The 20,897-nt window shown below is 74.1% G+C and carries 22 protein-coding genes; 10 read left to right on the top strand and 12 right to left on the bottom strand.

Annotated elements, in window-relative coordinates; translation table 11 throughout:
* Positions 1–278 precede the first annotated feature (278 nt).
* The 3 genes from ABZ719_RS18385 (at position 279) to ABZ719_RS18375 (ending at position 3,454) form a co-directional block, all read left to right on the top strand.
* Positions 279–1,586, top strand: a complete 1,308-nt coding sequence (locus ABZ719_RS18385; protein ID WP_366726217.1) for a phytase — start codon at positions 279–281, stop codon at positions 1,584–1,586.
* A 258-nt stretch (positions 1,587–1,844) separates the two neighbouring features.
* Entirely contained in the window at positions 1,845–2,816 is a 972-nt protein-coding gene (locus ABZ719_RS18380; RefSeq protein WP_366726216.1) for an inorganic phosphate transporter, read from the top strand.
* Positions 2,810–3,454 (top strand): DUF47 family protein, encoded by a 645-nt coding sequence (locus ABZ719_RS18375; protein ID WP_366726215.1) that lies wholly within the window; start codon positions 2,810–2,812, stop codon positions 3,452–3,454. Before ABZ719_RS18380 ends, ABZ719_RS18375 begins: the two co-directional genes overlap by 7 nt.
* Before the next feature lie 38 nt (positions 3,455–3,492).
* Here ABZ719_RS18375 and ABZ719_RS18370 read toward each other — a convergent pair whose 3' ends face one another.
* Positions 3,493–4,236: a GntR family transcriptional regulator gene (locus ABZ719_RS18370; protein WP_366726214.1), complete on the bottom strand. Its 744-nt coding sequence runs from the start codon at positions 4,234–4,236 to the stop codon at positions 3,493–3,495.
* 167 nt (positions 4,237–4,403) lie between these two features.
* Between ABZ719_RS18370 and ABZ719_RS18365 the strand changes: the two genes are divergently transcribed.
* A complete protein-coding gene (locus tag ABZ719_RS18365; protein WP_366726213.1) occupies positions 4,404–5,441 on the top strand; it encodes a Gfo/Idh/MocA family oxidoreductase in 1,038 nt (345 codons plus the stop codon).
* Between the two features lie 176 nt (positions 5,442–5,617).
* Here ABZ719_RS18365 and ABZ719_RS18360 read toward each other — a convergent pair whose 3' ends face one another.
* The gene (locus ABZ719_RS18360; protein WP_366726212.1) at positions 5,618–6,256 is read right to left on the bottom strand and encodes a helix-turn-helix domain-containing protein; all 639 of its coding nucleotides are present in this window, start codon (positions 6,254–6,256) and stop codon (positions 5,618–5,620) included.
* A gap of 188 nt (positions 6,257–6,444) precedes the next feature.
* On the opposite strand from ABZ719_RS18360, the gene ABZ719_RS18355 reads away from it, so the two are divergent.
* A complete protein-coding gene (locus ABZ719_RS18355) occupies positions 6,445–7,608 on the top strand; it encodes a zinc-binding dehydrogenase (RefSeq protein ID WP_366726211.1) in 1,164 nt (387 codons plus the stop codon).
* Between the two features lie 40 nt (positions 7,609–7,648).
* On the opposite strand, the gene uppS (ABZ719_RS18350) is transcribed toward ABZ719_RS18355, so the two are convergent.
* Positions 7,649–8,590: a polyprenyl diphosphate synthase gene (gene uppS / locus ABZ719_RS18350; protein WP_366726210.1), complete on the bottom strand. Its 942-nt coding sequence runs from the start codon at positions 8,588–8,590 to the stop codon at positions 7,649–7,651.
* Between the two features lie 129 nt (positions 8,591–8,719).
* Here uppS (ABZ719_RS18350) and ABZ719_RS18345 point away from each other — a divergent pair, with 129 nt between their 5' ends.
* Positions 8,720–9,718, top strand: a complete 999-nt coding sequence (locus ABZ719_RS18345) for a squalene/phytoene synthase family protein (RefSeq protein WP_366726209.1) — start codon at positions 8,720–8,722, stop codon at positions 9,716–9,718.
* 439 nt (positions 9,719–10,157) lie between these two features.
* Here ABZ719_RS18345 and uppS (ABZ719_RS18340) read toward each other — a convergent pair whose 3' ends face one another.
* Together uppS (ABZ719_RS18340) and ABZ719_RS18335 are read right to left on the bottom strand one after the other, a co-directional pair.
* Entirely contained in the window at positions 10,158–11,150 is a 993-nt protein-coding gene (uppS, locus tag ABZ719_RS18340) for a polyprenyl diphosphate synthase (RefSeq protein ID WP_366726208.1), read from the bottom strand.
* Between the two features lie 226 nt (positions 11,151–11,376).
* On the bottom strand, positions 11,377–11,952 hold the full coding sequence (locus ABZ719_RS18335) for a rhodanese-like domain-containing protein (protein ID WP_366726207.1): 576 nt from the start codon (positions 11,950–11,952) through the stop codon (positions 11,377–11,379).
* Positions 11,953–12,032: 80 nt separating this feature from the next.
* Between ABZ719_RS18335 and ABZ719_RS18330 the strand changes: the two genes are divergently transcribed.
* Positions 12,033–12,314, top strand: coding sequence for a metal-sensitive transcriptional regulator (locus tag ABZ719_RS18330; protein ID WP_366726307.1), 282 nt, complete (start codon positions 12,033–12,035; stop codon positions 12,312–12,314).
* A gap of 33 nt (positions 12,315–12,347) precedes the next feature.
* On the opposite strand, the gene ABZ719_RS18325 is transcribed toward ABZ719_RS18330, so the two are convergent.
* The 4 genes from ABZ719_RS18325 to ABZ719_RS18310 form a co-directional block, all read right to left on the bottom strand.
* Complete coding sequence (locus ABZ719_RS18325) at positions 12,348–13,307, bottom strand: TSUP family transporter (RefSeq protein WP_366726206.1); 960 nt, start codon at positions 13,305–13,307, stop codon at positions 12,348–12,350.
* Positions 13,304–13,666: a rhodanese-like domain-containing protein gene (locus ABZ719_RS18320; protein WP_366726205.1), complete on the bottom strand. Its 363-nt coding sequence runs from the start codon at positions 13,664–13,666 to the stop codon at positions 13,304–13,306. Before ABZ719_RS18320 ends, ABZ719_RS18325 begins: the two co-directional genes overlap by 4 nt.
* A gap of 161 nt (positions 13,667–13,827) precedes the next feature.
* Positions 13,828–15,204, bottom strand: a complete 1,377-nt coding sequence (locus ABZ719_RS18315; RefSeq protein WP_366726204.1) for an MBL fold metallo-hydrolase — start codon at positions 15,202–15,204, stop codon at positions 13,828–13,830.
* A 506-nt stretch (positions 15,205–15,710) separates the two neighbouring features.
* Positions 15,711–16,382, bottom strand: coding sequence for a TetR/AcrR family transcriptional regulator (locus ABZ719_RS18310; RefSeq protein ID WP_366726203.1), 672 nt, complete (start codon positions 16,380–16,382; stop codon positions 15,711–15,713).
* Positions 16,383–16,555: 173 nt separating this feature from the next.
* Between ABZ719_RS18310 and ABZ719_RS18305 the strand changes: the two genes are divergently transcribed.
* The 3 genes from ABZ719_RS18305 to ABZ719_RS18295 all read left to right on the top strand — a co-directional run bounded on the left by ABZ719_RS18305 (position 16,556) and on the right by ABZ719_RS18295 (position 19,757).
* Positions 16,556–16,954, top strand: coding sequence for a VOC family protein (locus ABZ719_RS18305; RefSeq protein ID WP_366726202.1), 399 nt, complete (start codon positions 16,556–16,558; stop codon positions 16,952–16,954).
* 431 nt (positions 16,955–17,385) lie between these two features.
* Positions 17,386–18,012 (top strand): hypothetical protein, encoded by a 627-nt coding sequence (locus tag ABZ719_RS18300; RefSeq protein WP_366726201.1) that lies wholly within the window; start codon positions 17,386–17,388, stop codon positions 18,010–18,012.
* A gap of 35 nt (positions 18,013–18,047) precedes the next feature.
* Complete coding sequence (locus ABZ719_RS18295; RefSeq protein ID WP_366726200.1) at positions 18,048–19,757, top strand: M48 family metalloprotease; 1,710 nt, start codon at positions 18,048–18,050, stop codon at positions 19,755–19,757.
* A gap of 35 nt (positions 19,758–19,792) precedes the next feature.
* On the opposite strand, the gene ABZ719_RS18290 is transcribed toward ABZ719_RS18295, so the two are convergent.
* From ABZ719_RS18290 to ABZ719_RS18280, 3 genes are all read right to left on the bottom strand, one after another.
* Positions 19,793–20,233 carry an ASCH domain-containing protein gene (locus ABZ719_RS18290; protein WP_366726199.1) on the bottom strand — a complete coding sequence of 147 codons (441 nt, stop codon included), beginning with the start codon at positions 20,231–20,233 and terminating at the stop codon, positions 19,793–19,795.
* Between the two features lie 57 nt (positions 20,234–20,290).
* Positions 20,291–20,467, bottom strand: coding sequence for a hypothetical protein (locus ABZ719_RS18285; protein WP_366726198.1), 177 nt, complete (start codon positions 20,465–20,467; stop codon positions 20,291–20,293).
* Between the two features lie 123 nt (positions 20,468–20,590).
* A partial coding sequence (locus ABZ719_RS18280; protein ID WP_366726197.1) for a YceI family protein occupies positions 20,591–20,897 on the bottom strand: 307 nt, incomplete at its 5' end.

Raw genomic sequence — 20,897 nt, 5'->3', positions numbered from 1 at the left:
CGGGGAAAACCGGGCTCGAATGGCGTGGTCCGAGGCCCTCGAGCGCGGCTCGGCGACCTGATGCCGGACAGCTTCAACGGCACCCCGTCCTATGTCAAGACATTCTGATGACACCAGTTTCTGATGCGCTGTTGGTTCTTCCGTAACCCGCAGGTCATCTGCTGTTCACCTGAAACGGCTGCCACAACCTCCGTTCCACCCCCTTCATTTGTCCGCACATTCTTATGTAAGGTCCGCAGCATCATGGGGTGACAGACCCCCCGTCAGGGAGGAACACCATGCACAGACGCACCCGCCTCACCGCCGCGCTCACCGTCCTCGTCAGCGGAGTGACGGCGGCCACGGCGACCGCCGCCACCGCTCCGCTGCCCGGCAACCACACCGTTGCGCCGGTGTACGCCAAGGCGGAGACGCCGGCTCTCTTCGACGACGACGAGGGCGGCAACTCCAACGCCGACGACCCCGCGATCTGGTACGACGCCGCCCACCCCGGATCCAGCCTCGTCCTGGGCACGGCCAAGGAGGGCGGCCTCGACGTCCACCGCCTCGACGGCACGCGGCTCCAGACCCTCCCCGCCCCCGCGGCGCCCGCCGCCGGATCGGCACCCGGCCGCTTCAACAACGTGGACGTGCTCACCGGCCTGCGCTTCCCCGACGGCCGGCGCTCGGACGTCGCCGTCGTCACCGACCGCGGGCGCGACCGCATCCGCTTCTACCGGATCGACGGCTCCCGGCCGTCGGCGCCACTGACCGACGTCACCGACGCGGCGGTCCCGCGCGCCTTCGCCGCCACCGAGGCCGAGGTCGACGACCAGTACACGGCGTACGGCACCGCGGCCTGGCGCGATCGGCGCACCGGCCGCTCCTACGTGCTCGCCAGCCGCCGGCACACCGCCGACGTGGGACTGTTCGAGGTGCGCGTCACCGCGTCCGGCACCCTCACCTACGACAAGGTGCGCACCCTCACCCTGCCGAGCACCTTCCGCACGCCCGGCGGCTCCTGGAGCCCGTGCGAGAAGCCGGGCAGCGGGCCGCAGGCCGAAGGCATCACCGTGGACGCCGACCGGGGGACCGCCTACATCGGCCAGGAGGACGTCGGGATCTGGAAGGTGTCCGCCAACCTCGCCGCCGCACCGCAACTGGTGGACCGGACCGAGCAGTTCGGCGTACCGGCCGAGTACGACCCCGCGAGCGAGGAGTGCGTGGCCGGCGACGACCCGGGGTACGGCGGCCACCACCTCGTCGCGGACACCGAGGGACTCACCCTCTTGCGCGCACCCTCCGGCCGGCAGTACCTGATCGCCTCCAGCCAGGGTGACTACACCTACTCCGTCTACGACACCTCCGACGACCGCTGGACCGGCGCGTTCCGCGTCGCCGCGGGCGCGGCCGTCGACGGCTCGGAGGAGACGGACGGCATAGCCGCCACCGGCCGTGCCCTGGGCACCGCCTTCCCGCACGGGCTGTTCGTCGCCCAGGACGGCTACAACGCGCCGTCCGCGGGCGGCGACGACGGGGGTCGCACCGACACCAACTACAAGCTCGTCGACCTCGCCGACGTCCTGCGCGCCGCCGGGGTGCGCTGACCCCTGCTCCGCTCCGGCGCGGAGCGCTCCGTGCGATCCGCGGAGAGGCGGCGCACCCTGCACGCCTCCCCGGCCGCTCCGCGGGCTTCGGACCGCGCGGAGTGCGCGGAGTACGCGGAGTACGCCACGCGCCCGCACCGGCACCGGTGCCGGAACCCGTGCCGGATCCGTTGCCCGGACCCGTGCCGGGGCCGGTGCCGATCCGGTGGGGGCGCCCGTGCGCCGCCGTTGCCCGACACGCCCGTGAAAGAGGCCTCCGTGACCCTGACCGTCGCCCTGTGCGTCACCGCCGTCGCCTTCGTCTTCGTCTGCGGTGCCAACGACGGCGGCGCGCTGCTGGAGCTGGCCGTACGGCACCGCAGCCGCTCGGCGGGTCTGGCGCTGGCCCTGCTGACCCTGGCCGTCGGTCTGGGCCCGCACCTCTTCGGCCTGGCCGTCGCCCGCACCTTCACCGGCTGCCTCAGCCAGGAGCCGCCCGCCACGGCGCAGTCCGTCTTCCTCGCGGGCGCCGCGGCCTCCGTGGCCCTCGTCGTGCTGCTGACCTGGCGCGGAGTGGCCACGTCACTGACCCTGGCGGTGCTGGGTGCGCTGGCGGGGGCCGGCATCGCCCTGGGGGTGCGCCCCTCCTGGGGGCACCTGGCTCTGGTACTGGCCGTCGGTGCCGCCGCGCCGCTGGTGGGGGTGGCGGCCGGCTGGCTCATCGGCCGCACGGTGCGCCGGATCCCCGCGGTGCGCGGCATGCCCCGCCTGGTGCGCGCTCTGCAACTGGCCGCTTTCGGTACCCAGTGCCTGGCCTACGCCGCCAACGACGGGCAGAAGATGTTCGCGGTGGTCGCCGTGACCTTCGCGGGAGACGCGCTGCTCCCCCGGCCCTGGGAGACCGGCGACGCCCTGGTGGCGGTCGTCTTCGCCCTGGGCGCCCTGGTGGGGGCGCGCAGGATCGCGCGCGGCGCGGCCGGCCGGCTGCTCACCGCCCGGCCCTGGCAGGTGATGTCGGCCGAACTCGCCTCGTCCGCAGCGGTGTTGTCCACTGTGGGGCTCGGCATGCCGGTCAGCATGACCCAGTCCCTGGCCGGCGGCCTGATCGGCACGGGTGCCAGCGAGGGCAGCCGACGGGTGCGCTGGCAGTTCACCGTTCCCCTGCTGACCGCCTGGCTGGTGACCCTGCCGGCCGGTTTCGCCGCCGGCTTTCTGGCCGGCCTGCTCCTGAAGGGACTCACCTCTTGGTAGCCGCCGCCGTCCGCCGCATTCTCGGTGACCTCACCGGGCATTCGCACCGCACCACCGTCGCCCTGCTGACCGATCAGCTGAACGCGACGGTCAAGGGCGTCGACCTCGCCGCCGACCTCGCGGCCGGACACCTCAGCCCGGCCGACGCGCGCACCGCCATGGGCGCGGTCGAGCACGAGGGCGACCGCCACCGGGCCGCGCTGGTCGCCGAGTTGTCCGCGTCCCTGACCACTCCGATCGACCGGGAGGACCTCTACCGCTTCTCCCGCTCCGTCGACGACGTGCTCGACAATCTGCGTGACCTCGTCCGCGAGACCGACCTGTTCGGCATGCCCGGCGACCCGGCCGACCTGACCGCCCTGGACGCGGTGCGCGAGGGACTCCTCGCGCTGCGCGACGCGGTCGCCGTGCTGCCGGCCGACCCGCGCCGGGTGCAGGACGGAGCCCTGGCCGCGCGCAAGGCCGCGGGCCGGGTGCGACGCGAGTACCAGACCGCCGTCGCCGCCCTGTTCCGCAAGGAGCTGGGCCCCCGCTCCCTGAGCCGCCGCGAACTGCTGCGCCGCCTCGACGTGATCGGCCTGCGCCTGAACGACGCGGCGGCCGACCTGTCCGACGCGCTCCTCAAGCGGGGGCACTGAGGGGCGTGGTGCCGGTGAAGTACCGCACGGCAGAGCGCTCAGTGCGCGGAGACGGTCATCTCGAACGCGTAGCGCGAGGCCCGGTACACATGGGAACCGTATTCGACCGGCCGGCCCGAACCGTCGTACGCGATACGGGTCATGGTCAGCAGCGTGGCACCGCGGACCTCGCCGAGGAGTCCGGCCTCGGCGACCGTGGCCCGCCGGGCGCCGATGGTCTGCTCCGCGCTGCTCAGGCCGACGCCGGACTGGCGCATCAGCTGGTAGAGGCCCGCCTCGGCCAGCTCCTCCAGGGTCAGCTCGATCAGGCCTTCCGGCAGGAAGTTGTGCAGGAGCGCGATCGGCTGGTCGTCGGCGAACCGCAGACGCTCCAGGGCCAGCACCGGCGTCCCCTCGGCCAGCCGGAGCCCGGCGGCGATCTCCCCTTCGGCGGGGACGGTTTCGACGGACAGCACCTGTGTGCGCGGCCGGCGTCCGTCGCGCTCCAGGTCCTCGTGGAGGCTGGTGAACTCGAGCTGTCGCCTTATGCGGTTGGTGACGACCTGGGTCCCCACTCCGCGCTTGCGCGCCAGCAGACCCTTGTTGACGAGGTGCTGCATGGCCTGACGCATGGTCGGGCGGGACAGGCCGAACTGGTCCGCCATGGCGATCTCGTTGTTCAGCCGCGTACCGGGCGGCAGTTCCCCGGCCTCGATGAGGTCCTGCAACTGCTGGGCGAACTGGAAGTACAGGGGGACCGGACTGTTCCGGTCGATGGTGATCCTGTGTGCTAGCGGCTCCACGTCATCCTCCTGCGGACTGCTGCCGACAGCCGCCAGTATGCCTCATTGCCTCTAAGCTCCATACGTCTTTATGTCAGCACAAATGCTTGATCTCCGGCGCTTCCGGGATTAGAAAGCAGGCGGGCCGCTCCGGCTCTCCGTCCCCCTCCGCACGAAAGGTTTCGCACATGCGCATCGGACTCATCGGCACGGGCCGTATCGGCGCGTTCCACGCGACGACCCTGGCCGGTCTGCCGGCCGTCTCCTCCCTCGTGCTGCACGATCGCGACGAACGGTCCGCCCGCGCGGTGGCGGACCGGGTCGGCGCGGAGTACGCGGGTGACCTGGACGCCCTGCTCGGCGCCGGGCTGGACGGCGTCGTCATCGCCGCGCCCACCGGCATCCACGCCGAGCTGATCCTGGCGGCCCACCGCGCGGGGCTGCCCGCCTTCTGCGAGAAGCCGGTCGCCGGCACGCTGGAGGAGACCGACCGGGTCCTGGCGGCCCTGGAGGGCGGCGAGATCCCGTTGCAGATCGGCTTCCAGCGCCGTTTCGACGCCGGGTACCGGGCGGTGCGTGAGGCCGTCACCGACGGCCGCCTGGGCTGGACGCACACACTGCGGGCGTGCACGTCCGACCCGACGCCTCCTCCCCCCGGCTACATCCCCGGATCGGGCGGCATCTTCCGCGACTGCTCCGTCCACGACTACGACATCATCCGCTGGGTGACGGGCCGCGAGGTCGCCGAGGTGTACGCCACCGGCGCCAACCGCGGCGAGACGTTCTTCTCCGACGCCGGTGACGCCGACACCGCCGTCAGCGTCCTCACCCTCGACGACGGCACCCTCGCCACGTGCACCGCCACCCGCTACAACGGCGCCGGCTACGACGTGCGCCTGGAGGTGTGCGGCTCCGCGGGCACGATGGTCGCCGGTCTCACCGAAGAGACCCCGCTGGTCTCGGCGGAGGGGGCGGCCTGGCCCGGCGGCACTCCGCACCCCGGCTTCATGGAACGCTTCCTGGACGCCTACCGCGCCGAACTCACCGCGTTCACCGAGGTCGTGGCCGGTGTCCGCCCCAGTCCCTGCACCGGCCAGGACGCCCGCGCCGCCCTCGCCATCGCCGACGCCGCCACCCGCTCGCGGGCCGAAGGCCGTCCCGTCGCGGTCCCCGCGTCCGCGCCGGCGCCCGCGCCGAAACCCGTTCCTGGCGGCCACCGCGGATGACCGGGTGGGCGGGGAGGGAGGCCGGCCGGCGAAACACCACCGGCCGGTCGCCGGTCGCCGGCCGACGAGTTCAGGAGGCGTCGGAGCAGTGCCGCCGTCCCCGGTGGCGGAGGGCCCGGGCCAGGGCGGAGACGGCGCTCAACGGTAGGTTCCTCGCGGCTCGGCGGAGACGGCCCTCAGCGGGAGGTTCCTCGCGGCTCGGCGGAGACGAGTCGTGCCGCCGGCGGTAGGGGCTCCTGCCGGGGGCGGGTCTCCAGCGCCTGGATCGCCAGTGCGGCGAAGCGGCGGGAGGCCGCGACCTGGGTGGCGGCCGAGGCGGCACGGAGCCCCTTGTTGGCCATGAGGACGAGGATCAGGTCGTCCAGGACGAAGTCGGACCTCAGACGTCCCGTCTCCTTGGCCCGCCGGGCCAGCGCGGCGACCGCGCCCACCGTGTACTCGCGGCCCGCGGCGACATCGACGGTGTCCGGGTAACTCGAAAGGAACGCTTCCGTGAAGCCGCGGTCCCGGGCGTGCAGCTCGCAGACGCGCTCGATCACCTGGCACAGACCCCGCCACGGATCCGGCTCCGCGCACGCCTCGTCGACGATGGCGCGGCACGCGTTCAGCTGGTCGGCGAAGGCCTCGGCGACCAGCGCCTGCTTGGTGGGGAAGCGGCGGTACAGGGTGGCGGGCCCCACGCCCGCGCGCCGCGCGATCTCCCGCATCGGCACGTCCAGGCCGTCGGCGGAGAACAGCTCCCGGGCCGCTTCGAGAACGCGCGCGCGGTTGTCCCGGGCGTCCGAGCGCAGCGAGTGAGGCAGATCGTCGGTCACCGCTCTCACTTTAGCCAGGCGGACGGGGGCGTCCGTTACGGTCCGAGGCGTCGGTGGGACGCGGCTCGTGCGGCTCGGATGCCGGGCCGCGGCGCCGGGCGGCTTCCCGGCGCCGCAGCCGGGGCGAGGAGTGCCGGCGGGCGCTGGAGACGGACCGCGCTGGGCGGTCCGGGAACAGGGAGTTGACCTTGAAGGCGATCGAGATCCGGACGTTCGGCGGCCCCGAGGGGCTGGCCGTGGTCGAGCTGCCCGAGCCCGTGCCTGCCGCCGGGCAGGTGGTGATCGCCACCGAGGCGGTGGGCGTGGGCGGAGTCGACACCTTGATCCGGTCCGGTGCGCTGGCCTCCTACGGCTTCACCGAGGGGCACATCCCCGGCGGCGAGGTGGCGGGCACCGTCACCGCGGTCGGTGCCGGCGTGGACGCGTCATGGATCGGCAGGCGGGTCTGGGGCTTCACCGGTACCGGCGGAGGCTACGTCGAACGGGCCCTCGCGCCGGTCGAGCAGGTTCTGCCCCTGCCCGCCGGTCTGTCCGCCGCGGCGGCGGTGACCCTCGGCAGTGCGGGAGCGGTGGCCCACTTCGGGCTGCGGCACGCTCACTTCGCACCCGGCGAGAGGGTCCTCGTGCGCGGCGCGGCCGGCAGCATCGGGATCATGACCGTCCAGCTCGCCGCCCGGGCCGGCGCCGCCGCGGTGGCGGTCACGACCTCGTCGGCGGAGCGGGGCGAACGCCTGCGGCGGCTCGGCGCGACCCTCGTGCTGGACCGTTCCGGCGAGAGCGGGACAGAGGTGCGGGAGAGGGGAGCGACTCCGGAGGAGGCGGGGGCCCTGGAGGGAGCGGTGGCCTCGGAGGGGGCGGGCGCTCTGGAGGGAGCAGGGGCTATGGAAGGAGCGGTGGCTCTGGAGGGGGCGGCGGATCAGGACGGCGGGGCGGCTCGGAAGGGGACAGTCGCTCAGGGGGCGGCAGCGGCTCGGGGAGCGGCGGCAGCGGCTTCGGAGGGGTACGACGTCATCATCGACGTGGTCGCGGGCAAGGACATGCCGTCGTTCTTCGACAGGCTCAACCCCAACGGCCGCATGGTGGCCGTCGGCGCGGTCGGAGGCCCGCCGCCCGCCGACTTCGGCACGAGGATCATGACTGCGTTCCAGAAGTCGATGTCCTTCGCCGCCTTCAGCGCGGCCACGGTCCCCCCGGCCGGCCTGCGGGCCGCGCGCGGCGAGCTGTTCGCCTCGGCCGCCCGCGGTGAGATCGAAGCGGTGGTGCACGAGCTGCTGCCCCTGGACGAAGCCGCGCTCGCGCACCGGAAGGCGGACGCCGGTGAGGTCTTCGGCAGGATCGTGCTGACGCCGTAGCCCCGCGCGGCCCCCCGGCTCCCCCGGCCGTCGCGCGGTGTCAGGTGCGACGCGTCGGGGCGCGGCCGGTGGTCTCGGCGGTGGCGTGGCGCCTGGTCTCCTCCAGGCCGTCGAGCAGGACGAGCCCCAGGCGGCCGGCGAGGGCGCGGGGGAGGCTGAGCAGCTTGGGCAGCAGGTCTTCGCCGGGGCGGGGACCGGGGCCGGCCAGCGGGTCCGGGGCGGGGCGCGGGGCGGGGCCGGTGGGGGCCTCGCCGGGACCGCGGGCGGCCGCGGCGGCACTCCGGCCGGCGGGGGCCCGGTCGAGGCGGCGTTGCCGGTAGAGGGCCAGGGCGTAGCGCAGATGGTCGGGGTGGAAGTCCGGCCAGGGCACGTCGAGGAAGACGAGTTCGGCGTCGGCGCAGTGCCACAGCAGGAGGCTCGGGAGCCGGTGGTCGCCTCCGGTGCGGATGCACAGGTCGACGTCGGGCAGCTCCGGGTACCGCATGTACCGGCGGAAGGAGTCCTCCGTCACCTGGTCGGCCGGGACACGGCGGCGGACCAGCTCGCGTGCCGCGTCCAGGGTGTCCTTCCGGCCGCCGTCGTCGAGGGCGATCGTCAGGTTGCGCCGCGTGTTGCGCCGGGTCAGCTCTTCCGCCTCCCGCAGCCGCAGGCGGATCTCCTCGGCGGGACCGGGGCCGGCGGCTCCCAGGAGACGTACGCGTACGCCCTCGTCGTGCAGACGTTCCAGGGCTGTGCCGAGGACGTGCTGCGTGAGGAGGTGCGGCGGGCAGCCGGCGCCCTGGTCCGCGGGCGCCGCGGGCCTGTCGGCGGGGACGAGGAGAGTCAGCCATTCGATGCCCTCCTCCTCGGCGGTCTCCCACAGCGCTCCGACGGCGTGGGCGGCGGCGAGGTCCCCGTGCGCGGCGGCCAGTCCCCGCTGCCGGGCCCAGCGGCCGTTGCCGTCCATGACGCAGGCCACATGCCGAGGGGCGTTCGTGGGCATCCACCCTCCAAGTGAACACGTTCCGTGAGTGCTTGATGCTGCGAAGTGACCTACCCGGGTGGTGCTCGCGCCACCCGTTCCGAGAGCGCCTGCGCGTGTGCGGCACGCGGCGCGGGGAGGGAGCCTGTCATGCCGACGCCTTGGGAGCCGTTGTCCCGCGTCGCCCGTTCCCAGGGGCTCACCCCTTGGGGACACGTGCTGAACGCCGCCGGCCTGCGCGGCTCCCGGCTCCGGGACGACTACACGGCGGCGGCCGGTACGGCGATGCGCCGTTTCCCCCTGTGGTACGCGCCCACCCGGCTCTTCCTGCCCGCCGCCTGGCAGCCGTACCTGCTCGCCGTCGTCGCCTTCGGCCTGCACGGCGACCACCTGGCCGACGCGCCGGTCGCCGAGCGTGACCCCGGACCGCTGTACGAGTGGAACGATCAGGTCCGGCGGGGGCTGGTCACCGGCCGGGCCGGGCAGCCGTTCCTGCGGGCCTTCCTGCACACCGTGGCCGCGCGCGGGCTGTGCCACGCGGACGTGCACACCCTGCTGGCGGGCCAGGCCCAGCAGATCACCTACACCGAGTACCCGACCCAGGAGGACTACCGGCAGTACATCGAGCGCATCAACATGCCGCTCACCCGCCTGCTCCATGCGGCGGTGCTGCCCGAGGCCCCCCAGCCGCCCGTCCCCGCGGCCCGCGCGCACGCCGAGGCCGTCCAGCGCACGGACGACCTCGCCGACCTCGCCAAGGACCTGCGCGGCGGGAAGCTCACCCTGCCGCTGGCGGATCTGGTCCGCTTCGGTGTCACCCGGACCGACCTGGAAGCCGGGCGTGACACGCCCGGTGTGCGGGAACTGCTGGCCCACGCCTGCCGTGAGGCCCGCACCGCCCTGACCGCGGCGGAGGAGGCCTTCGCCCGGCAGGGTCCGGAGTACCAACTGCTCTACCGGCCCGGGCTGGTCTTCCAGCACCAGGTGATGAACACCGTGGAACACCGCGGCGCGTTGCTGACCCGCCACCCCGTCTCCCTCCCGCTGCGTCTCTGTGCGGGCCCGCTCCTCGACGGCCTGCTGCGCGTCCTGCACGGGCGGCTGCGCATGGCCGTCTCCACGGGTGAGCCGGGACGGCCGGGAGCATGAGGGAGCCGGGCGCGGAGCAGGGGTCAGGGTCAGGCCCGATCGAATCGGTGCTGGCCGGTCCGCACGACGCCCTGGCCCAGGGGGGCGGTGCTGGCCGGTCCGCACGGCGCCCTGGCCCATGGGGGCGGTGGTGGGCCGCGGGTGCCGCGGGAGACCGGGGCGGAGCAGGCCGCGGAGCAGGCCGGCGCCCTGGTGTTCGCGAACGCCCCTGGTCCGGAAGAGGACCGTCAGCGTGCGGCGGCGGACCGTACGGACCGCCGGATCCGCGTAGTCGACGGCCTCCTGCACGGCGGCCGGGACCGCACGGCCCTTGCCGCGGGTGTGGGCCGGCAGGGCCCGCACCCGCGGGGTGTCCGCCCGGCTTCCGGGCCGGCACGGGTGGCGTGGACCCGCGGCGGACCGGTCCCGGGCTGGGTGAGCAGGCCGGGCAGCGGCCTGCTCACCATGGCTCCGGTCCGTGGCTCTGCCCGTGGTCGTCGGAGATGTGCAGCAGCGCGAAGCGGGCGGTCTCCTTCAGGCCGTTCAGCAGGCTGTTGCCCAGGTGCGAGGCGATCGTCGTGGGCAGACCGAGCAGGCCGGCCGGGCCGGTTCGGCCGGGCCGGTCCGGGACGGCGGGAAGAGCGGGGACGGCCGGAAGGGCGGGGGCGGCGGGAAGGGCGGGGCGGCCGTCGGCGCCGGACCAGGCGGCCCCGTCGTCCGCCGGACGGTCCGGGCCGGGGGTGGTGGCGGGTCCCAGGGTGCCGAAGCGGCGCTGGCGCTGCCGGTACAGCTCCAGGGCGTGCTGGAAGTGCGGGGCGCGGAAGTCGGGCCACAGCACGTCGAGGAAGACGAGTTCGGCGTAGGCGCAGTGCCACAGCAGGAAGTTCGAGATCCGGTGCTCGCCGCCGGTGCGCAGGAGCAGATCGACGTCGGGCAGTTCGGGCAGGGCCATGTGCCGGGCGAAGGTGTCGGGGCTGATCCTCTCCGGCGTGACGCCCTGGGAGACCAGGGAACGCACGGTCTCGCACAGGTCCCGGCGTCCCCCGTAGTTGAACGCCAGGGTGAGGTGCAGTGTGGTGTTCCGCCGGGTGAGTTCCTCGGCTTCGCGCAGCCGGTCCATCACGTCGACGGGGATGCGGGGGTCCTCCCAGCCCAGCAGACGAAGGCGTACACCGCGTTGGTGCAGGCGCGACATGCTCCGCTTGATCACGCGTTCGGCGAGGAAGTGCACCAGGAAGGAGACCTCTTCTTCCGGGCGTGCCCAGTTCTCGGTGGAGAAGGCGAAGAGCGTCAGCCACTCCACGCCTTCGCCCAGGGCTCCGTCCACGATCGCGTCGAAGGCGGAGCGGGCGGCCATATGGCCGTGGGTACGGTCCAGCCCGCGGTTCTGGGCCCAGCGGCCGTTGCCGTCCATGATGCAGGCGAGGTGCCTGACGGAAGCCCCGGGTGCCATTCACCCTCCACTGAACACGTAGTGCGATCAAGCGAGTTCGCAGAGTGCATGCCCAGGCGCGGGCTGCCGTATCCCTGCCACCGGGCGCACCCGGACGCGGCCGCGCACCGCCTGAACACCCCCCGCTCCCCCTGCCACCCCGGCTCCGGCGGGCGGCGCGCCGGTCCCGTGGTGGGGGAGCGGTGCGCTCCGGCGTGCGCCGGGGCGGCCGGGGGGACCGCGGGTGTCAGCCGGTGAGGGCGGCGAGCGTGGCGTCGAGGTCGGCGGCCCGGGGCTGGTTGTACGGGAGCCTGGCGAGGATCTTCGCCATGCCGCAGGTGTCGGTCACGGCGGAGAGGACCAGGCCGGCGGCCACGCCCGCGGAGAGCAGGCGGGCCCTGCGCCGGCCCCGCGCGGCCAGCAGATCGGTCAGGATGAGGGAACCGGCGGCGAGGCGGACCTGGCGGTCCATGGCCCAGGGGGTGCGGGCGCCGGCGGGACGGTGGAGGTCGTGGCCGAGCCGCTGCCAGGCGCCGGTGCCGCCGGTGAGGGTGGCGGCGGGCACGCCCTGCGCGGAGAGCCGCTGGGCGGCGGTCGCGGACCGGGCGCCGGAAGCGCAGACGACGAGGAGGTCTCGGCGCTCGGCGGCCGCCTTCAGCGCGGGCAGGGCCTGCTCCAGGCGGTCGAGGGGGACGTTGTGCGCGCCGGGCAGGTGACCGGCGGCGTACTCGCCGGGCGTACGGACGTCGACGACCGTCAACTCCCGCAGGCGGGCGTGCGCCTGGGCGGCGCTGAGGGCGGTGGGGGCAGTGGGGGATGCCATGGGGGCTTTCCTTTGCTCTTCTGGGGTCCACCCCTTCGATAGAATACCCGCAGGGGTATGAAGAAAGGGTGTGGCTCGTGGTGGAACTGGCGATGGCGGCCGAGGAACTGAAGACGGTGGTCAACCGGCTGCGCCGGGCGCAGGGCCAGATCGCCGGGGTGATCAGGATGATCGAGGAGGGGCGGGACTGCGAGGACGTGGTCACGCAACTGGCCGCCGCCTCCCGTGCGCTGGACAGGGCGGGCTTCGCCATCATCGCCACCGGACTGCAGCGCTGCCTGACCGATGCGGACATGGCCGCGCCGGAGGACCGGGAGCAGATGCGTGCCCGGCTGGAGAAGCTGTTCCTGTCGCTGGCCTGACGAAGCGGTGCCGCGCCGCTGCGGCAGCGGCCGTCAGGTGAGGGCGTCGAGGAGCATGAACGCGGCCACGGCGAGGAGCAGGACGGCGAAGGTCCGCCGCAGCAGGGCGCCGGTGACCTTGGCGGCCAGGCGTCTGCCGTCCCAGGCGCCGAGGATCGCGGCCCCGGTGAACGGTGCGATCACCGCCCAGTCGACGCCGGCCGTGGTGGCGCCGCGGGTGGCGAGCGAGGCCACGGAGTTGGCGGAGGTGACCAGCAGACTGGTGCCGACGGCGGACGGCATCTCGAACGCCAGCACCGTGACCAGGGTGGGCACGGCGAGGAAGCCGCCGCCGACCCCGAGCAGTCCGGTCAGCGCGCCCAGCCCCGCCCCGGCACCCGCGACCCTCGCCGGCCGCACCGCCTGCGCACGCTCGGCGCTCCTCCGTTCCGCCGTCGTACGCTCGGCGGCCGTCCGTTCCGCTGTCGTGCGGGCAGTGGTCGTCCGTTCCACCGGCGTGCCCTCGGCGGTCGTCCGTGCCGGTGTCGTGCGGCCGGCGGTCGTATGTCCGGCGGTCGGCCGGGCGAGGGCCGGCCGGGCGACCGCCGTCCCTGCGGCGGTCGCCGCGGAGGCGGTCGTGCCGGTGGCGGTCGTCCGGGCGGGGCGGAGCATACGCACGGCGGCGAGGGCGGCGACGAGGGCGAACGCCGCGGTCAGCACCGGCTGGGGCAGCCGTGCGGCGCCGGCGCCGGCCGCGGCGGCGGGCAGGAGCCCGGCCGCCGCGAACAGGGCGCCGGCCCTCCACCGCACACTGCCGGTACGGGCGTGGGCGTACAGGGCGCTGAGCGAGGTGACGGCGACGATGATCAGGCTCGCGGTGGTGGCGGCGGCCGGGGTGAAGCCGAGCAGGTAGATCAGCGCGGGCACCGCCAGGACGCTGCCGCCCCCGCCGAGCGCGCCGAGCGTGAGCCCGACCACCGCGCCGGCGATCAGGGCCAGGACCAGCGCGCTCACGCCACCACACCGCTCTTGCCGCCGCCGTCGACGACCGGCAGGCCCGCTCGGGCCCAGGCGGTCATGCCACCGGTGACGTCCGTGGCGTCCACACCCCTGGCCGCGAGTATCTCGGCGGCCCGCCGGGAGCGGCGGCCGGAGCGGCAGACGGCGACGACCGGCCTGCCGCGTACCGCTGACGGGAGACCGGTCACCGCGGCCAGCCGGCTCAGCGGCAGGTGCAGGGCGTCCGGCGCGTGACCGGCGTCCCACTCCGGCGTCTCGCGGACATCCAGCAGTACCGCCCGTCCGTCACTGGTTCGCTCGTGGGCCTGTTCCGGGGTGAGGCGGCCGGGGCCGCGGCGGGGAAACGGGAACATCGGTTGATCACTCCGTGCGGGTGGTGCGGGTGCTGCGGCGCGGCGCACGTGCGCCTGCGCCTCGGGTTGCCTGTGGTGCGTTTGTGCCTGGGGTGCCTGGGGTGGGCGCTCTGTGGCCTGTCGTGCGGTTGTGCTCGTGGTGTCCGGTGCGCGTACGTCGCTCAGCCGGTGCTCTCCGGCGCGGGTGCGGTCAGTCCCGCCTCGGCGGCGGCGTCGAAGGCGTCGTCGATCGCGACCACGGCACGGCCCGCCGCGTCGAGCAGGGACGCGGCGGTCGCCGCGCGCGTACCGCCTGCGCAGTGCACCCACACCACCCCGTCCGGCACCTCACCGATGCGCTGGGGCAGTGCGTGGACCGGGATGTGGACGGATCCGGCGACGGATCCGCGCGCACGCTCGGCATCGCGCCGCACGTCCAGCACCACCACCGGCTCGCCGCGCTCGCGCGCAGCGGCGAGGTCGGCGAAGCGGGCACGCGGGAAGGAGGCGAGCCGCTCGCCCGGGCGGATCCAGTGGGCCGGCTCGCCGGTGGCGGCGGCCGCCGGGCGGTCGATGCCGACCCGGACCAGCTCGCGCTGCGCCTCGGCGACCTGCTCGGACGTCTCGGCCAGAAGGGTGACCGGTTTACCCCAGGGCATCAGCCAGGCCAGGTAGGTGGCGAGCTTGCCGTCGCCCTCGAAGTTGACGGATCCGGCGACGTGCCCCTGCGCGAAGGCGACGCGGTTGCGCAGGTCCACCACCCACTCCCCCGCCGCCAGCCGGGAGGCTATCTCCTCGGCGTCCGCGGGCTTCGGCGCGGTGAGGTCGACCGGCGCCGGACCGGCGGCGTTGGCCGGGCTCATGTGCGCGTAGTAGGCCGGAACGTCGTCCAGTCCGCTCAGGAGCCCGGCGACGAAGGTGTCCACGTCCTGGGTCAGCACGGCGTTGCCGGTGCGCTCCTGGCCGATCGTGGTCGCCGCGCCCTCGGCCGGGGCGGCGGAGCAGAAGCTGCCGAAGCCGTGGGTGGGCAGCACCGCGACCTCGTCGTCCAGCTCGTCGGCGAGGCGGTGCGCGGAGGAGTGCTGGGCACGGGCGAGTTCTCCGGTCAGCCGGGGGTCGACCAGGTCGGGGCGGCCCACGGTGCCGATCAGCAAGGACCCGCCGGTGAACGCCGCGACCTCTCGGCCGCCCTCGGCGAGGACGTACGACGTGTGGTGCGGGGTGTGGCCGGGAGTGGCGATCGCCCGCACGGTCAGGCCGTCGTCGACCGCGTACGTGTCACCGTCGGTGACCGGTGTCCGGGTGAAGGCCACGGACGCGCCGGCCGGCACCAGATAGCGGGCCCCGGTCACGCGGGCCAGCTCCAGACCGCCGCTGACGTAGTCGTTGTGCACGTGGGTCTCGGCCACGAGGACGATGCGCACCCCGCGCCGGGCGGCCGCGGTGATGACCTGATCGATGTCGCGCGGCGGGTCCACCACCAGCGCGGTTCCGGCACCGCCGGCCAGGTAGCTGCGGTTTCCCAGGCCCTCGATCTCCAGGGTGTCGACGAAGAACACGGCTGCGACTCCTTTCCTTCCATTACCCCCGGGGGTATCTGCGAACCACCATAACAGAGGGACGGAGGTACCCCCGGGGGTATACGAGAGGCAGGCGCGGCCTCGGCCGGGAAGGCGCGCGGGAACAGGTGTCCACCGAGGACAGGAGCGGGCCGGCACCGCACTGGTGGCGCGAGCCGCGGAGAGGGAGCGGGAAGGGGAGGCGGGCGCGCGCGATGCCTCAGCCGCAGAAGAGGGGGCTGAGCAGCCCGCCGGAAAAGGCCGGCGCCGCGAAGAAACCGGCGCGCAGGGGCGTTCAGTTCCTCAAGTCGCTTCATTTCCGGGCGAGTTGAGGGCCGACCGACGCCGGAAGGCAGGTCAGCGCGTGAAGGCGGCCCGCGAGCCACCGGGGCGAGCCGCACCCAGCCGGCCGTGAGGACGGTGAGCGTTCTCAGGCCCCGGAGCCGGGGCGGCGAGGGCGGTGCGGAGCCGGCGGGCGGCGCCGGCAGACGGCGCCGGCGCCCGGCTCAGGCTGCGGCGTAGGTGGCGAGCGAAGGCTCCAGCAGGCCGAAGGCGCTGTCCGCCTCCGCGGTGACGGTGGCCGAGATCCGGGCGTTGTCCTGTCCGGTGAGGGTGAGTTCCTGGATGCGCTGGAACAGGGTGCGGTGCACGGCGCCGAGCAGGGCGGCGGCGGTGCGGGGGGTGACGTCGCCGCGAGGTGCGCCGGTGGCGTCCGCCAACGCGTCGGCCAGAGCCGCCTCCCGCAGGTCGTGCAGGTCACGCAGACGGGCGGAGAGGGTCGGGCTGTCGGCGACCATGCGGGCGAAGGCGGGGCCGGAGAACCCGGCGACCGGGTCGGCGTCCGCGACCGCGTCGGCGAAGGCACGGCGCAGGGCCGACAGGGCCGGCTCACCGGGCTGACGGCCGTTCACCGTCGCGGCCAGGGAGGCGACGAAGACGTCCTGGTGGTCCAGGGCGAGGTCCTCCTTGCGCGGGAAGTAGTTGGTCACCGTCTTCTTGGCCACCCGCGCGGCGGCGGCGATCTCGGCGATAGTCGTCCGGTCGAACCCCTGGGCGAGGAACAAGCCGGTGGCCACGTCGGAGATGAGCTGCCGGGTCTCCTGCTTCTTGGATTCCCGCAGGCCGACGGGAGGAGGGGGAGGCACGGCGGCTTCGGAGGGGTGTGCGTCAGTAGGCATGGCGCAATCCTACCCTCGTAGCATTTTTATATTGACACCCCGAGGTGTACCGGGCTAATTTTACGCCCGTCGTAAGTTCTTCCGAGTGAAGAGCGGGTGGGCCCTGCGAACCGTCCGTTCGTCCGTCCCGGAAACCCGTCCCCTCGCCCGCGGACCCCATGAGGAGAAGCACTTTGCACATCACCGCGTCCACCGTTTCGCTCACCGTCGACGACGTCGCCGCGTCCCAGCGGTTCTTCACCACCCACCTCGGCTACGTCGAGCAGGCCGCCGCCGAGGGATTCGCCTCGCTGTCGCGCGACGACGCCGCGGTGGACATCGTCCTGCTCGCCCGAGGCACCGAGGTGCTGCCGGCCGACCAGCGCGACCAGCGCGCCTCCGGCCTGATCCTCGCCTTCACCACCACCGGTCTCGAACAGGAGGAGAAGCGGCTGCGCGCGGAGGGCGTCGAGATCGTCATGCCGCTGCGTGAGGAGCCCTGGGGCGAACGCCTCTTCCAGGTCGCCGACCCCAACGGCGTGATCGTCCAGTTCGTCGAATGGGCCGCCCCGGCCGCCGCCGAGAACACCTGACCGCCCACCGCATCACCACACCTGGCCCCCGCACCACACCTGGCCCCCGCACCACCGCCGAGAATCCGGCAGCCCGTCACCTATTCGTGCGCGTGCGGGCGCGCCTTGCCGGTCTTGAGCTGGATCAGGCCGGTCTTCGGTGAAACGGCTGCGCCGTCCCGGCGGCGTACCGCACTATGACTGCGGTCGGATGATCCGTTCTGCTCCGGTGGGCTCCATGGTGACCGGTTGAGATCCGTGGGGATCGGTCGGGATCGTGGGGACCGGTCGGGCGCCTTCGGAACCGTCGAGCTCCGTCGAACCGTCGGGTTCCGTCGGGACCGTCGGGTTCCGTCGGACCGTCGGGCTCCCTCGGAACCGTCGGTATCCGTCGGACCTCACCGGGCGGGGCGGTCCCGCCGGCAATCCGTGACCGAGGATCCGGGGGTGCGATGGGACGGACGTGGGGGCGGGAGGACGTCGTCCTGCTGGCGCGGTACGCGGTCGAGGCGGTGGCTCCCGAGGAACTCTGGCTGCTGGAGACGACGGCCGCGGTGTACTTCCGGCGGCCGCGGCGGGGCCGGCGGAACCGGAGGACCGACGACATGCTGGGCTTCGGCCTGGGTGAGTCGGTGTCGGCGCTGACCATGACCGCCCTGGGAACGACCCAGGCGGTCGTGACCTTCCTGGCGGCGCAGACGGTGCAGGCGGCCCGCGAGGAATCGTCGGGAGTGCTGGGCGAGTGGATCAAGCGTCTGTTTGACAAGCTGCGCCCGGGTCAGCGCGGTCAGGGCACCGGGGCCGCCGACGGCGAGACGGGCGACGGCGCGGCGGGAGATACCCCGGGAGGTGCCGAGGCGGGTGGTGGTGACGGGACAGCCGGGGCGGATGCGGCCGGGGGCGGGGCCGCCGGCCGTCTTCCGACCGACGAAGTGGCGCTGGACCAGGCCGTGTTGCGCGAGATCTGCGATGTCGCCTACCGCGAGGCGAAGAGGCTGGGCGTGCAGCACACGCAGGCGGAGCTGATGGCGGCGGCCATCGTGGGCCGGCTCGCGATGGGCCGGCAGGTGCGGGAGTGAACCGGCGGCCCGTCGCGGCCGCCGATCCTTTCGCGGTGCCTGGTGCGCTGTGGCCGCGGTTCGTGCTGATGGCCGTCTGTGTCGTGGCGGCCGCCGCCGACCTCGCCGCCCTGCTGGCCGAGTCCGTGCCGCCGAGCCCGCTCATGACGTCGAGCCGCTGCAGGGCGATGCTGTTCGCCGCCGTACGGGGACCGGACGCGAACAGCAAACTGGCCACGTTCCTGGCGTACCACGACGAGTGCGTGATTCCGCCCAACCCGCTGCCGGTCCCGCCGGAACTGGCCGTCCTCGTCGTGACCGGGGCCGGATGCCTGCTCCTGTACGCCCTCACGCCCTACGTGATCATCCTGCGCCGCGGCCTCGTCCGGATCGACCGGATGCCGGAGCTGAGCCGGGAACTCTCCCGCCTGGCGCGGACCGCCGGCGTCCGGGTGCGGTTTCTCGCCGACCCGCTCAACCCCGGGATCGGCGGCCTCGCCTTCGGACACGTGGGCGCCCGCCGCGTCGTGCTCAACCGGGGACTGCTGGCGCTCGCCCGGACCGACCGGCCCGCGTTCCGGGCCATCGTGCTCCACGAACTCGCCCACGTCCGCGGCGGCGACCTCGACGTCAGCTATCTGACGGTGATTCTCTGGCGGGTGTTCGTGGGGGTTCTGCTCCTCCCCCTCCTGCTCCTCTTCCACGACAAGGTCGACGGCGTCGACCGGTCACCGCTGGGCGGGGCCGGATTCTGGGGGCAGTTGATCGCCCTGGCGGCCGTGGTGCTCCTCAACCACAACGCCGTCCTGCGCGAACGGGAGTTGTTCGCCGACGTCCGCGCGGCGCACTGGAACGGCAGCGGGAAACCGCTGCTCGCGGTGCTCACGGCCGCCGAGACGGCCCAGGGCGGCGGCGAGCGCGGGGCGAGCGACCGCCACACGCCATGGGGGTGGCCGCGGTTGCGCCGTCTGCTCGCCTTCCATCCAGTGCCCGCGGCACGCCGCCGGGCCATCGCCGATCCCGCGGTGGCGCTGGCCCCGAGCGTGTGGCAGTGCTTCGGCGTGGGTCTCACCATCGGCCTCACCTGGGCACCGGTGCTCAAGAAGGTCTCGCTTGGCCTGGCGCACCTCGGAGTGCCCCCGGCCATGCGGTCGTTCCCCCTGGAGGCCATGACGGCCCTGCCCGCGGCGGTCGTCCCCGCCGGTGCCGTGGTGACCCTGGGTGTGTGGCGGACGCTGCTCGCGCGGCAGGGCCCGCGCCCGCTGGCCAGGTCCCAGTCGTTCGGTGTCGCCGTGGGCGCGGGCATGACGGCCGCGGGTCTCCTCACCGACCAGGACGCCTTCCTGGGGCCGTACATCTTCCGGCTGCCGCTGCCGACGCGCGTCGCGTGGTGGGGGCTGCTGACCCTGCTGAGCTGTGCGTGCGTGCTCTGGACGGCCCTGGCGGCCCTGGCGTGGCGGCCGGCGCTGCGGGGCTCCCGGTCGGCACGGATCGTGTCGCTGCTCGGTTCGTCGCTGGGCGCGGCGGTGTTCGGGCTGGTGCTGTCGTGGGCGTTCAGCCTGCGGGTCGAGGTCGACACGCTGGGCCTTCCGCCGCGCGCGTTCCTGCGGCGGTCGCTGCACGGCGCCGCACCCCTGCTGTCCCTCTTCCCCGGCCGCACCGTGACGGTCACGCTGCTGGCGCTGCTGGCCGCCTTCCCGCTCGCCGGTCTCGCCTGCGCCGCGGTGGTCCGTCTTCGCGGCCGGGGAGGCGGCGGGGCCGGCTGAGGGGGAACGCTCGCGGGACGGTGGTCACGGCGGCGCTACGGCCGCGGGTCACCGGCCGGTTCGCCGGGTTCGACCACGCGGAAGCGTTCCGCGACGACGAGCGTGTCGTCGTCGACGACCGGGGTGCGTCCCAGGTACTCGCTCACGCCCTCGCTCCGGAAGAACTCCTCGTGGGCCGCCCGCCATTCGGCCACGCCGGAGTAACCGCGGCCCTCGGCCAGCGCGAAGTCGTCGTCGATCTCCTTCATGGGGACGACGCGCACGTCGACGAGTTCGATCGTGACGGCGGGACGGCCTTCGGAATCGAGCACCGAGAACCGCTGACCGGGCGCCGGCACCGGCTCCCGGGCGTGCTCGTAGATCTCCAGGAGGCCCGTGAGCGCGGTCTTGCGACCGCTCACGATCGCCGCCACACCGCGGTCACGTTCCGGCCCGGGGAAGGCGAGTTCGAGTGCCGGAAGGTCGTCATGCGTCATCCGGCGAGCGTACGCAGCGCACACCCGTCGATCAACCCGTCGGGGTCTCGGACCGGCTCAGGTGAGGAAAAGGGGCACGCCCCGGCGCCGGCCTGCGGTCACCGCTGACGAGCGGGCGCGCTTGATCCGCGCCCGGACCCGCAGGCCGACCAGTGTGTCGGCGGGCTGCGGGCGGTACACCAGCCGCACCGCCTCCTCCTCCACGACATCGGCGGCGGCTTCCGCGCCCGCCACGGACCTGGCCCTCGCACCGCGCCCCTGGACCGTGCCGAGCGGGCCGGCGTGCGGACGGCCTCGGCCGGCCGGGCGCGGGAGGGCCAGCCGGGCGCGGGGAGGTCAGCCGGGCGCGCGGGGAGGTCAGCCGGCCGGGAGGGCGGCGCCCTGGACGGCCTGGATGTCGAGTTCGACCTTCAGGGTGGTGCCGATGGCGGCGATGCCCGCCTGGAGGACCTGGTTGTAGTTCATCGCGAAGTCCTCGCGGCGCAGTTCGGTGGTGGCGCGGAAGGCGGCGCGGGTGCCGCCCCAGGGGTCGGCGCCGGTGCCGAGGTAGGCGAGGTCGAGGTCGACCGGGCGGACGACGCCGTGCATGGTCAGCTCGCCGCTGACCGTCCAGCGGTCGGGTCCGGCGACGGTCACCGCGGTGGAGCGGTAGGTGATCTCGGGG

It is taken from the genome of Streptomyces sp. NPDC006743, from assembly GCF_040703815.1.
Taxonomy (GTDB): Bacteria; Actinomycetota; Actinomycetes; order Streptomycetales; family Streptomycetaceae; genus Streptomyces.
This window is presented reverse-complemented; position numbering and strand designations above follow the sequence as displayed.